10 protein-coding genes are annotated in these 13,779 nt (G+C 51.2%); all 10 read left to right on the forward strand.

What is annotated here, in order from left to right:
* Positions 1-44 precede the first annotated feature (44 nt).
* The 10 genes from G4C92_RS13280 (at position 45) to G4C92_RS13325 (ending at position 13,749) form a co-directional block, all read left to right on the forward strand.
* Positions 45-1,619 carry an ABC transporter ATP-binding protein gene (locus G4C92_RS13280; RefSeq protein ID WP_274940309.1) on the forward strand — a complete coding sequence of 525 codons (1,575 nt, stop codon included), beginning with the start codon at positions 45-47 and terminating at the stop codon, positions 1,617-1,619.
* 41 nt (positions 1,620-1,660) lie between these two features.
* Positions 1,661-2,791: an ABC transporter permease gene (locus G4C92_RS13285; RefSeq protein WP_274940310.1), complete on the forward strand. Its 1,131-nt coding sequence runs from the start codon at positions 1,661-1,663 to the stop codon at positions 2,789-2,791.
* A 44-nt stretch (positions 2,792-2,835) separates the two neighbouring features.
* A complete protein-coding gene (locus tag G4C92_RS13290; protein ID WP_274942017.1) occupies positions 2,836-3,723 on the forward strand; it encodes an ABC transporter permease in 888 nt (295 codons plus the stop codon).
* A gap of 77 nt (positions 3,724-3,800) precedes the next feature.
* On the forward strand, positions 3,801-4,991 hold the full coding sequence (locus G4C92_RS13295) for a BMP family ABC transporter substrate-binding protein (protein ID WP_274940311.1): 1,191 nt from the start codon (positions 3,801-3,803) through the stop codon (positions 4,989-4,991).
* A gap of 140 nt (positions 4,992-5,131) precedes the next feature.
* Positions 5,132-7,252 (forward strand): xanthine dehydrogenase family protein molybdopterin-binding subunit, encoded by a 2,121-nt coding sequence (locus G4C92_RS13300; protein ID WP_274940312.1) that lies wholly within the window; start codon positions 5,132-5,134, stop codon positions 7,250-7,252.
* Entirely contained in the window at positions 7,245-7,796 is a 552-nt protein-coding gene (locus G4C92_RS13305) for a (2Fe-2S)-binding protein (protein ID WP_274940313.1), read from the forward strand. Before G4C92_RS13300 ends, G4C92_RS13305 begins: the two co-directional genes overlap by 8 nt.
* Positions 7,775-8,626, forward strand: coding sequence for an FAD binding domain-containing protein (locus tag G4C92_RS13310; protein ID WP_274940314.1), 852 nt, complete (start codon positions 7,775-7,777; stop codon positions 8,624-8,626). Before G4C92_RS13305 ends, G4C92_RS13310 begins: the two co-directional genes overlap by 22 nt.
* A 91-nt stretch (positions 8,627-8,717) precedes the next feature.
* Positions 8,718-10,073 (forward strand): putative aminohydrolase SsnA, encoded by a 1,356-nt coding sequence (ssnA, locus tag G4C92_RS13315; RefSeq protein WP_274940315.1) that lies wholly within the window; start codon positions 8,718-8,720, stop codon positions 10,071-10,073.
* A 59-nt stretch (positions 10,074-10,132) separates the two neighbouring features.
* Complete coding sequence (locus G4C92_RS13320; protein WP_274940316.1) at positions 10,133-13,120, forward strand: molybdopterin cofactor-binding domain-containing protein; 2,988 nt, start codon at positions 10,133-10,135, stop codon at positions 13,118-13,120.
* On the forward strand, positions 13,117-13,749 hold the full coding sequence (locus G4C92_RS13325) for a nucleotidyltransferase family protein (protein WP_274940317.1): 633 nt from the start codon (positions 13,117-13,119) through the stop codon (positions 13,747-13,749). Before G4C92_RS13320 ends, G4C92_RS13325 begins: the two co-directional genes overlap by 4 nt.
* The last annotated feature ends 30 nt before the right edge of the window (positions 13,750-13,779 follow it).

The raw sequence follows: 13,779 nt of genomic DNA on the forward strand, positions 1-13,779 counted from the left end.
GATCTTCATGGAGACTTTTTGTTTTGAAGGAGGAAGACATCTGTATGGCAGAGAAAATTCTTGAGATGAAAAATGTCAGTAAAACGTTCCCGGGAATTAAGGCTAACCAGGGGGTCAATCTCTCGTTATACAGAGGTGAAATTCATGCACTCCTTGGGGAAAATGGTGCAGGAAAGAGTACTCTGATGAATATCCTGACAGGAATCTACCAGCCTGATGAAGGTCAGATCTTCTTCAACGGGAAACAGGTTGATGTCACAAGCCCGAAAAAAGCAGCAGAACTTGGGATCGGCATGGTGCATCAGCACTTCAGGCTGATCCCGGTCCTGACCGTTGCGGAGAACATCATTCTGACTTCAGGCAGATGCCCGGCGGTTCTTGATGAACGTTATATCAACAGTGAGATCCGGGACTGCGGAGAGAAGTACGGACTTGAACTTGATCCGGAAGCCAAAGTGTGGCAGCTCTCGGTCGGAGAACAGCAGAGGGTCGAAATCGTGAAACTCCTTTATCACGGAGCCGATGTTCTGATTCTGGATGAGCCGTCCGCGGTCCTGACACCGCAGGAATCAGTAAGACTTTTCAGAACCCTTAGAAAGATGGCGGACAGCGGAAAATCAATCGTATTTATTTCACATAAGATGCATGAAGTGATGGAATATGCAGACCGCGTGACCGTGCTGCGGAGAGGAAAGAGTGTCGCGACCGTGAAGCGCGGCGAAGCGTCAGTCGATGATCTGACTTACCTTATGATGGGTCATGCGCTCTCGAACATGTCCGAAAAAGAAGAATTGCCATGTGGCGAAACAATTCTGGAATGTGACGGTGTCTGCGCGAAAAATGATCGTGGCATCCAGGGACTTAAGCATATCAGTTTTACACTCCGTTCAGGCGAGATTCTTGGTGTCGCCGGGGTCGCAGGAAACGGACAGAACCTGCTGGCCGAAGTGCTTGCGGGAATGCGGGAGGCGCCGCGGGGAAAAATCCTCTATAAGGGGATCAATATTACCAGATATTCGATTAAGAAACGGAAAGAAAACGGGATTGCATTTGCTCCGGAGGACAGACTTGGCACAGGTCTTGTGCCTCAGATGGATCTGATGGCCAATCTGATTCTGAAGGATTATGACAAGCTTCAGTTCAGCCGGCACGGCATCTTCCGGAAGAAGGCGATTCGCAGTATCACAGAGAAATGCGCGGAAAAATATGATATCCGAAGCGCAGGTGTGAACCGTCCGGTTGGCCTGATGTCCGGAGGAAATCAGCAGAAACTTCTGCTGGCACGCGAAGTAAGCCGGGACGCGGACGTTCTGATCGTGGCATATCCTTCAAGGGGACTCGATATCGGTGCTGTGAGTGCTGTTCATCATATCCTTGATGAAGAGAGAAAAAAAGGGACAGCGATTCTGATGATCTCAGAAGATCTGGATGAGATTTTTGAGATGTCGGACAGAATCTGCGTGCTTTTTGACGGCTATATGAGTCAGGAACTGGAAACGACCGAAACGACCAAAACCGAGATCGGAAAACTGATGGCAGGCGAAGGAATCAAGACAGATGAGCATATTCGTCAGGACAGGAAGGACAGACATATTCGATCCATAAGTGTCGCTGTATGAAAAGAAATGGAATGAAGAAGCGAGACTGAAAGGAGCTGTTCATGAATAAACATAAGTTGATCATTTCAAGGCGAAGTCATATTCCTGTCTGGTTCCGCGCCTTAAATATTCTGCTTTTTGCCTTCCTGGCTCTGGCGTTCTGCAGCATTTTCATGGTCATGCAGGGGCTGAATCCATTCCGTGTGTATTTCAATATGTTTCGGTCCGCCTTCGGATCGGCAAACGGATGGAGTAAAAGCATTCTGGCCGGAATACCTCTGATGATCTGCGGACTCGGTGTTTCCATCGCATTTCGTATGAACCTGAATAACATCGGGGCCGAAGGACAATTTGCGATGGGGGCGATTGCCTCTGCCGGTTTCATTCTGTTCGGACCGAAGATTCCTTCGTCTCTGCAGATTCCGGTCATGATTGTCTTATCCCTTCTTGCCGGTGCCGGATGGGCGCTGATCGCAGCTCTCCTCAAAGCGTTCTGGAATGTGAATGAAACCATTGTCACGCTGATGCTGAATTACATCGCGCTGCTTTTCCTTGATTATCTGTGCTATGGACCATGGAAGGGCGCCGGTGGATTGAATCTTCCCTATACGGCTAATATACCGGAGACGGCTCAGATGCCGATGCTCTTTGGTGGCTCATTCAGCTCCGCATTCCTGATTGCGGTCGCGGTCGCTGTATTTCTGTTCTGGTTATTCCGGTATACCACGATCGGATATCAGATTGATGTCATCAAGAACAGCACAAATGCCGCACGCTATGCAGGCATGAATGTCAGGAAGAATATCCTGATCGTCTTAACCGTCAGCGGTGCGCTTTGCGGCCTGACCGGTGCCGTGCAGGTATCCAGCGTGATATACAGACTGCAGCCGAATCTTCCGAATGGAGCTGGGTATACCGCCATTATCATCGCGTATCTCAGCAAATTTAACCCTCTTGCGATCATTCTTGTCTCCATCTTCTTCGGAGGACTTGACCGGGGCGCTTATGCAGTTCAGATCGACGGTGTCCCATCCCAGGTGGCTACGATGATCCGGGGTGCCATTCTGATCTTTGTCATCGCAAGTGAGTTCTTCACACAGTACAGAATTAAAAGGACAACTATGGCGATGGAGAACCAGACGAAACAGAAAAAGCAGATCCTTATTAAGACAGTAGCGCAGAAAGAAGGCTGATCGTGATGACTGTACTGGTATCTATCTTAAGTTCGACCGTTGTCATGGCAACATGCCTTTTATATGCCACCATCGGAGAAATATTTGCACAGCGATCCGGCGTGATGAACCTGGGACTTGAAGGCATTATGCTGATTGGAGCAGTCACAGGATATATCGCGGACTGTAACACAAAAAATCTTGGAATAGCTGTTCTGACAGCGATTGCGGCGGGTATATTGGTTGGAATTCTCTATGCTTTTCTGACCGTATCCCTGATGGCGGATCAGACGGTCTGCGGACTTGCATTTCTTACCTTTGGAACAGGACTCGCCGGTTTTATCGGCAGTGCATATACCAATATCCCTGCAGGTCATCAGTTTCAGAAGATTGCGATTCCGCTTCTCTCAAAAATCCCGCTGATCGGCACCGTGCTGTTCAATCAGAATATACTGGTCTATTTCATGTATCTTCTGATCCCGGCAGCTATGTTTTACATCTACCGGACAAGGTTCGGACTGATGCTTCGGGCTCTGGGCGAGAATCCGGGAGCTCTGGATGCAGCGGGGTATAACATCTTTGCGATGCGTTATGGCTATGTCATATTCGGGTGCGCCATGACTTCCCTCGCAGGGGCTTACCTGTCTTTAGCCTATACAAATCTCTGGAATGAGAACATGGTGAATGGACTCGGATGGATTGCCTGTGCGCTTGTCATATTCGGTTCCTGGAACCCGCTGGTCTCCATGATCGGTGCCTTGATCTTCGGAAGTGTGAGTGTTCTGGCCAATTATTTTCAGCTGCTGCTGCCAATGGTACCGTCTCAGTTCATGAAAATGCTTCCATATTTTCTCACCATCGTTGTGCTGGTTCTGACAACGGGCAGTTTCCGAAAAAAGCATGTGGAAGTGCCTGCCGCTCTGGGAGTTGCGTACGACAGAGAGAACCGGTGACATAAAAAACGGGCACAAGCTGCCAGCCTGAAAGGGTTTTCATCAGCATTTCATATAAAAAACAGGGAGGAAAGCTTATGAGAAAAAAGATGATTTCCGCACTCTTGAGTGGTGTACTGGCCGTTGGAATGTTGGCAGGATGCCTTCCGGTTTCGGCTTCCGCAACTTCTTCAGAAGAGGCTGTTTCTTCCGTCGCAGAAGCGGCATCTGCTGAAAGTCTTCCTGATTCGGCGGAGGAAACAGCTCCTCTGACAGGCGATATCAGCAAGTTGAAAGTCGGCATGATTCTGAACGTTTCACATGATGACGGCGGTTTCAACCAGGCGGAGTATGACGCCTTCCAGCGTTCGATGAAAGATCTGGGGCTTTCAGATGATCAGTTTATCTACGTCGAAGGTGTGTCGGAGGAGACGGTTGCCACGACCAATGCAGTCGAGCAGATGGTGGATAACGGCTGCAATATGATCATCGGCGGCTCTACCGGATATGCTCCGATTCTGAGCGATCTCGCCAAGAAATATCCGGATGTGCAGTTTGTTCAGGTCGGCGTGCCGGCGGATAATCTGATCACCTATCATATCCGCGCCTATGATGCAATGTATGTCATCGGTTATCTGATGGCCGAGATGTCTGATTCGGACCAGCTCGGGTATGTGGCAGGTATGTCGGAAGCTTCAGTGCGGTTTTCTGTGAATGGTTTTGCCCTTGGTGCAAAAGCATATAACAAAAATGCAACCGTCAACCTTCTGTGGGCCAACAGCTGGTATGATCCGGCGGCCGAGACGGAATGCGCCAATACGCTGATTGCTTCCGGTATCAAATATATCGGAGCAGGAACCACATCTTCCGGTGTTGCGCAGGCATGCCAGAGCGCGGGTGCTTTCTGCACAGGCTATGACGTCGATCACACAGCGTACGCGCCGCAGTCCGTTGCCGCATCGTTCGTCTTCAACTGGACTCCGATTTATGATGATATCGTCACGAATTACGTCAACAGTGATTACAAGGTGACGGTCAATAACTATTTCTGGGGCGCGGAACATGACTGTGCTCAGATTGTCTTCAACAAGGATATCATTCCGGATCAGGCTCTTGCGGATGCGGAAAAGGTTCAGGAGGATATCGCATCAGGGAAAATTGATGTTTATGCCGGCGAGCTGAAGGATAACGAAGGAAATGTCCTGGTTGAAGAAGGCAAGACGATGCCGGATGACGAGATTCTGAATCAGGAATTCCTGGTTGACAATGTGAAAGGCACATGGAAATAAAAATACTGACCTCTGGCAGGAAACATAATTTCCGGGCTTTATAAACTTGTATCTTGTGCGTTCATCCGGATTGCCGTCAGGCATCCGGATGAACAAATGCTATTCATCACAGATAGCCGAAGAGAGACGGGAGCAGCAGGATGAGTTTGATCAAGACACCGGTTGTCCGACGCGACAATCATATCAAGGTGGCAGGCCTTGCCGTTTATACGGATGATACGAAGATGGAAGGAATGCTGCAGGGCGTACTGGTGCGTTCCACAAGACCACACGCGAAGATGACAGGCATTCATTATCCGGACCTTCCCGAGCATTATTTTGTCGTCGATGCACAGGATGTCCCGAAGGAGAACTACCTTCGGAATCAGGAGGATGGGCAGAGGCTCTTTGCAGAGGGCGAAGTGAACTATGTCGGAGAAGGCATCGCGATGATCTGCGGTCCGGATCGCAGAACAGCAAGAAGCCTTGCCGGAGAGGTAGTCGTGGATTATGAGGATCTTCCGCTGACGGATACGATCGAGACGTCGACGAAGGTACAGGTCGCCTATCATTATGAGAAGGGCGAAGGCCTCTCGGTTTTTGACCATGCCGCTTCTGTTTATGAGGAAACCTTCCGGACGGGCTATCAGGAACATATGTATCTGGAAACAAACGGCATGGTCGCGGATTATCAGGACGGACATCTGACCATAACCGGGTCGATGCAGAACCCATATTATATTCATGACTATTCTTCGAGAGTGCTCGGTATCCCGTTCCAGAATATTCATGTGATCAGCGCCTACACGGGAGGCGGATTCGGAGGAAAAGAGGATTATCCGTCCGAGCTTGCCTGCCAGGCGGCGGTCGCGTCCATGAAGACAGGACATCCGGTGAAAGTCGTGCTGAACCGCCGGGAAGATGTCGCGGATACTCCGAAGCGGCATCCCGCCAAAGTGACGTATCGGGCTGCGCTGGATGAGAACAAGACGGTCATCGGACTTAAGGTGGATCTGACATTGGACGGAGGCGCTTATACGACAGTCAGTGCCGTTGTCCTGCAGCGCTCCGTGATCACGTGCACGGGGGTTTACAATATCCCGAACCTTTATGTCGACGGAAGATGCGTGATGACCAATCATGTTCCAAGCGGTGCCTTCCGCGGCTTTGGAGCACCTCAGACACATTTTGCGATCGAGACACTGATGGACCATCTTGCCGGCCTCGTCGGAGAAGATCCGCTGCATTTCAAGATGCGTCACTTTGTGAAACAGTTTGATAAGACATCAACGGACGGGCTGTTTCACTATCCTGTCATTCTGGATCAACTGATTGACAAAGCGGAGGAGCTGTCCTCCTATCGTGAAAAACGGGAGAAATACCGCAGTCAGACAGGACGGTTCAGGCGGGGAATCGGAATGTCATTCTCAATTCATGGCATGGGTTTCACGGGATCCGCTGAAAAAGATTTCCTGAAATCAGAGGTCAAACTCCATAAGAGAAAAGATGATAAAGTCGAGATTCTGACTGTCAACAACGAGATCGGACAGGGTGTCAAGACGGCTTTCTGCAAGATCGTGGCCGAGGCGGCCGGCATTCCATTAGACGATGTCATCTACGATCAGCCGGATACAGCTGTCTGTGTCAATTCGGGCCCGACTGTTGCCTCCAGATCAATCATGATACCGGGAAAACTACTTCAGAGAGCCGGTGAGCAGATCCGCAAAGAATGGCAAAGCGGTGTCGAGAACACTGTGATCAAGCATTATGAACACCCCTCCTTCATGATTCCATGGGATCTGGAGCACTTTAAGGGAGACCCTTATCCGACTTACGGATGGGGCTGCAATGTGGTGGAAGTGGAACTGGATACCCTGACCGGAGAAGTCCGTGTGGTTTACGGCTGCGGCGTGTATGATGTGGGAATTGCGATTGATGAACGGATTCTGGCAGGGCAGATTCAGGGCGGCCTGATGCAGGGAATCGGGTACGGCATGATGGAAAATATGGTTTACCGGAACGGATTCCTGCAGCAGGGGAGCCTGACGGACTATATGATTCCGACTTCGATGGATTCAGCGCATTTTGATACAGCGACTGTCGATAATTATTATGACTGTGGGCCGTTTGGCGCAAAGGGAGCAGGAGAACTGACGCTTCTTGGCGGAGCTCCGGCTGTCGTGCAGGCGATCGAAAAGGCCAGCGGATGCATGTTTTCCAATATTCCGGTTACGCCGGAGAAGATTGAAGAGAAAATGGAGAGGAGGCGCGGGCATGGCTGAACTGGCAATGCGTCAGGGAAAAGTGAGGACGGAAACAGGTCCTGCGGAGAATGCTCCGGCCGAATTCAAGCTGAAGGTAAATGGCAGGTGGTGCAGCGTTCATGGATCACCGACAGACCGTCTCCTCGACGTTCTCCGCGGAGAACTGCAGCTGACCGGAGTGAAAGAAGGGTGCGGAGAAGGAGAATGCGGTGCCTGCTCCGTGATCATTGACGGACGGCTCTGTAATTCCTGCCTTGTCGCAATCGGAAGTGTAGAAGGGTGCAGCATCACGACCATCGAGGGACTCCGGGGGACGGAACGATATGCCACCATCGAGAAGGCGTTTGGAGATGCCGGCGCTGTACAGTGCGGCTTCTGCATTCCTGGAATGGTGATGGCAGCCGAGGCGCTGTTGGAGAAGAATGATTCGCCTTCAGTCGATGAGATCAGGCTGGCGATATCGGGAAATCTTTGCCGCTGTACGGGTTATAACATGATCATTGATGGTATCCGACTGGCTGCAGAAAGGGGGCGTGGATTATGGAAAGATGCCGCCCGCTGACGATATCGGACGCTCTTGGGGAGATGAAATCCGGTGATGCGACTGTTTTTGCAGGCGGTACCGATCTGATGGTTCGGAAAGTCTGGAAGAATAAATGCGTCTTCATCGGCAGCATCCCTGAACTTAAGACGGTTCGGAAAACAAAAAGTGGAATGGAAATCGGAGCCGCCGCCACGATCACTGAACTTCTGGAGAATCCGATTATTCCTGATTTTATGAAGAAGGTGTTTGAGCAGATGGCTTCTCCTGCGATACGGAATCGGGCGACTCTCGGTGGCAATGCAGGCAACGCATCTCCTGCCGGTGATTCACTCCCTATGCTCTATGCGCTGCGTGCCGGGATTGTCCTGGCAGATCTGGATCCGGCAGGACAGGTCTTTACGCGAACGCTTCCGATCCGGGACTTCATTACCGGTGTCAGGAAAACGGTCATCCGGCCGGAGGAACTGATCGTTCGGTTTCTGATCCCGGCGGATTCTCTTGGAGATCAGAACCTTTACTATGAAAAGAAAGTTGGCGCACGACGGGCAGAAGCGATCTCCAAACTATCTTTTTTCGGACGAGTCAGACGAAAGGACGGGAAGATCGAGGACTTTGCTGCGGCGTTTGGCGCGGTAGGCAGGACCGTCGTGACTAATGCTGAAGCAGAAGAGCTGATTCGCGGCATGACGATGGATGAGCTTTCTTCGAACAGAGAAAAGATCATGACACTCTACGACGATGTGATTCATCCGATCGATGATCAGCGTTCCACGGCGGATTACAGAAAAACGGTTTCCATGAACCTGCTTCGGGATTTTCTTGATCTCGTGGAGAAAGACAATTCCTGAAGATCGGGAAGGCAGCTGGATTCCTGAAAAGGATCCCATCGCAGGCTGCCACAAACGGATGACAATCAGGCAGGCATACAGGAAAATGCAAATGGACGATCAGAGAAAAAAACTTCTAATTGTAGGAAATGGCACCATCATCACGATGACAGAGAAAGGCATCGTGAAAGATGGTGCGGTTGTGCTGGATCCGGATCGTGACATCATTGCGGATATCGGGGAAACGAAGTCTGTTCTCCGGAAGTATGACGGGATCAATTACGATTACCTGGATGCAGAAGGGTATCTCGTTTTTCCCGGCTTCATCAATGCGCATGAGCACAGCTATGCATCGTTTGTACGCGGACTTTGTATAAAGGATCCCCAGCCGACTGACTTTATGGAAAATCTGAGGCGTAAATGGTGGGTACTGGACGAATCTCTTGATGAGAAGCAGGTGGAGATCGAGACACTCGTATCCTATCTGGATGCGGTTCATCATGGCGTCACGACCCAATTTGAGCACCATGTCTCGTTCGGTTTCATCGACGGGAGCCTTTCCGTGATCGGAAAGGCAGCCGATCAGATCGGAATCCGGACCTGTTCCTGCTTTGAGGTCTCGGACAGAAACGGCATGGAGAAGGCAGATGCCGCCATCAGGGAAAACGTCCGATGGATGAAAGAGGCGGAGGAGAAAAAGGACGGTCTGAATACCGGCGTCATGGGCCTTCATGCTTCGTTTACGCTCTCCGACCGAACCCTGACAAGAGTCAGGGAAGCGCTTCCGAAAGGCGGCGGCTGTCACATCCATGTTGCGGAAAGTAAGGAGGATGTAGAGGACTGCATTTCCCGCTATGGTGTTCGGATTCCGGAGCGTCTTGAGCGGTATGACCTTCTGAATGATAAGACGATCATTGCGCATGGCGTCTTTTTGAACCGGGATGATATGGAGAGGATCAGCAGGAAAAATGCGGCTGTCGTCAACAATTTTGAATCGAACATGAATAATGCTGTCGGCTGTCCGCCCACAAGGGAACTGGTTTATGAGGGTATTCTGACGTGCCTGGGAATGGATGGTTATACGCACAGTGTTCCGGATTCCCTTCGGATCGGCAGTGCACTGCTGAAGTTATCCTCCCATGATATCAACGCGGGATGGGGCGAACTCTGGAAAATGGTGACGGAGGGAAATCCGATCCTCGCGGGCAGATTCTTTGATAAGAAGTTCGGACAGATTGCAGAGGGGTTTGTCCCGGACCTTGTACTGTCCCGTTATGATCCGCCGACACCTCTCAATCGTGATACGCTGGAAGCCCATCTGATCTTCGGTCTGGACAGTCGGAGTATCAGTACGGTGATCTGCCACGGAAGAATCGTGATGAGAGATGGTGTGGTTCTGGGTGTGGATGAAGAGAAGGTCCTTGCGGAATCCAGAGTGCAGGCCAGACGTCTCTGGGAAAAAATGTAAACGTCTGTCTGACCGTTACGCGGGATTTAAGTGAAACAGAACATCCGGAGAGGGAAACAATGGCGTATACGTTGACGGTGAACGGTAAGGAATATACAACCGATGAAGATAAACCGCTCCTCCGCTTTCTGCGGGATGATCTTCACCTGTATTCAGTGAAGGATGGCTGTTCTGAAGGTGCCTGCGGAACATGTACGGTGATCGCCGATGGCGTCGCAGTCAAGTCCTGTGTCATGAGCACGAAGCGTGCTGAAGGCCGGAAGATCACGACAGTGGAAGGATTGTCCGCTTTTGAGAAAGAAGTCTTTGTCTATGCTTTCGGGGTAAAGGGTGCGGTTCAGTGCGGATTCTGCACACCCGGGATGGTTATGTGCGCGAAGGCTCTGATCGACAAAAATCCGGATCCGAAAGAGGAGAAAATCAAAGCTGGAATCCGGGGAAATCTTTGCCGGTGTACCGGATATAAAAAAATCATCGAGGCGATCAGACTTGCGGCGGAGATTCTCCGGGGCGACCGTGTGATGGATGTGTCCCCGGAGGATCCGGATGCGGGCATCGGAACGAGGACGATCCGTGTCGATGTCAGAAGAAAGGTGCTGGGATACGGAAAATATCCGGATGATATAGGACCGGAATATTTTGTGAGAGAAGGATCAGGAGAAGCGGAGGTTCTGGCAGAAAAGACCGGGATGACGCTTTCTGCTGACAGGGTGGTGCTTAATCCGGATGACCCCGGCTGCACGTATGCTCAGATGGTCCCTTCGGATATGCCTTCTTTAGCTTATGCATCGGCAGTTCGTTCCAGATATCCGCGGGCTCTTGTGAAAAAAATAGATTTTGCGGAAGCCGCTGCGCTTCCGGGGGTACTGGGCGTTCTGACTGCAAAGGATGTACCGGTCAATAAAGTCGGGCATATCCAGCAGGATTGGGATGTTCTGATCGGTGAAGGCAGCATAACGAGATGCGTCGGGGATGCTATCTGTCTGGTGGTTGCGGGATCCATGCAGACTCTGATGGAGGCAAAAAAACGGATCCGGATCGAATATGAAGTCCTGGAACCGGTCCGCAGTATTGAAGAAGCGAAGAAAGCGGACGCGCCGAAAGTGCATTCCGGTGGAAATCTCTGTCAGAGCCGGCATGTCATTCGGGGAGATGCGAAAAAGGCACTGGAAGAGTCGGCTTTTACGGCAACAGGATCTTTTTCAACCCCTTTTACGGAACATGCTTTTCTTGAACCGGAATGTGCCGTTGCATTTCCGTACAAAAACGGTGTGAAAGTGCTGGCTGCCAACCAGTCTGAATACGACGCGAGAAGAGAAATTCTGCATATGTTCGGCTGGGAGAACGATCCTCAGAGAGTCGTTGTGGAGGATATGCTGATCGGAGGCGGATTTGGGGGAAAAGAGGATCTTTCGGTCGAGCATCTTGCAGCGCTGGCTGCAGTTCGGTTCAAGCAGCCTGTGAAGGTGAAGCTGACACGGCAGGAGAGCATCAACTTCCATCCCAAGCGCCACGCCATGAAGGGAACCTTTACGATTGGCTGCGATGCACAGGGGATTCTTACAGGACTGGATTGCGAGATTCATTTTGACACAGGGGCGTATGCGTCACTCTGCGGCCCTGTCCTGGAACGGGCATGCACGCATTCAGTAGGCCCGTACTGTTATCAGAATACCGATATCAGAGGATATGGCTGGTACACCAACAACCCGCCGGGAGGCGCTTTCCGGGGATTCGGTGTCTGCCAGTCTGAATTTGCAGTTGAATCTCTTCTCAACGTTCTGGCGAAGAAGGCGGGGATCTCGCCATGGGAAATCCGATACCGCAATGCGATCGAGCCTGGAAAAGTACTTCCGAACGGTCAGATCGCGGATGTATCGACGGCACTGAAGGAGACACTTCTTGAGGTCAAACCGTATTTTGATCAGAATGCCGATCATTGCGGGATCTCCTGCGCCATGAAAAATGCCGGTGTCGGAGTGGGTCTTCCGGATAAAGGACGCGCCCGTCTGGTGATTGAGCATGGGCAGGTGGTCATCTATTCTGCGGCGGCCGATATCGGACAGGGGTGTCTGACGGTTTTCTGTCAGGATGTGGCGGAGGCGACCGGACTTACGATCCGAAGAATCCGGAACGGAATCGCCAATACAGAAAATGCACCTGATTCGGGTGCGACATCCGGATCAAGACAGACGCTTCTGACAGGAGAAGCGGTCAGAGGTGCCGCTTTTCTTCTTCGGGATGCCATGTTGGCCGCGGAAAGAGCAGCGCAGTCCGGGCAGTCCATTGAGGATGTTTTAAGGCAGACAGAGGGATTTATCCATCCGAGGCAGGCCATGAATCAGACCGCGCAGTATGGAACGACCACGGATTTTGCACCGGTGGATCGAAACGGCTTTGTAAGTCCTGCCTTTACCATTGAATCAGATGGAACACTGTCGGCCTATGGAAGCGGTCTGGATCAGGGTACCTATGGAAAGAAAGGAACTCAGACCGCGATCAGCGGCTCTCCGGTGAAGGATCCTGATGCCGCGATCAGAGCGCTGGAGGGAAGAAAATTTTATTACGAATATTTTGAACCGACGGACAGACTGGGCGCGGACGTTCCGAATGCCAAAAGTCATGTGACTTATTCTTTCGGCACAAATGTCGCTGTGCTCGATGATCAGGGAAAAGTGACAACCATTTATGCCGTGTATGATGCGGGAAAGGTCGTCAACCCGGTATCGATACAGGGCCAGATTGAGGGCGGAGCGCTGATGAGCATGGGATATGCGCTGACAGAGAATTTTCCATTGAAAGACTGTGTTCCTCAGGCAAAATTCGGCACGCTCGGGCTTCTGCGTGCCACGCAGATACCGGATATTGAGGCCGATACGGTCGAGAAAGAGACGCTGCTTGGAACCTCTTATGGGGCTAAGGGAATTGGAGAAATCACCAGTATTCCTACGGCCGCCGCCATCGGAGGCGCTTATTTCGCAAAGGACGGGAAGCTGCGATGCCGACTGCCTCTGGAGGACACGTTTTATTCCAGGAAGCGGAGATGATCTTCCGAAAAATCAGAACGGTGGCGGTTATGGAGAAGAATCATACGGTATCTTGTACGGCATTGATTACGGCAGCGGGCAGATCGACGCGTATGAAGCAGTTCAAGCAGCTCATGGAGATCAATGGTGTCAGTATGGCTGAGCGGGTTGTCGGGTTAATCCGGGAGGCAGGTATCCGCGATATTGTCATGATCACGGGATTTAATGAAAATCGTCTCAGAGAGGCGCTGAAAGAGTATCCTATCGTATTTCTTCATAACGAGAAGTTTGCAACGACGGATATGTTCGAGAGCGCGAAGGTCGGGCTTCGATATCTGCAGGGTAAGGCTGAACGTGTTTTGTTTTGCCCGGTTGATGTGCCTTTCTTTCAATCAGAGACCATTCGTCTTGAGATGAAGAGGACAGAGAATGTTGTGTACCCGTCCTTTCATTTTCATGCAGGGCACCCTGTTCTCTTTGACGGGGAGGTGATTCCGTCCCTTCTCCGATACCATGGCTCCGGAGGAATGAAAGGCGCATTCGATTCTCTCAGTGGTGCGACAAAATATTATCTTGACGTGGATGACGCAGGAATTCTGCGGGATCTGGATGAGCCGGAAGATCTTGGCAAGGATCCGCAAATACGATGATCGACTTTGAGTCGGGAAAGGGTGAACAGG

The sequence above is a fragment of the Chordicoccus furentiruminis genome, assembly GCF_019355395.1.
Lineage (GTDB): Bacteria > Bacillota > Clostridia > Lachnospirales > Lachnospiraceae > Chordicoccus > Chordicoccus furentiruminis.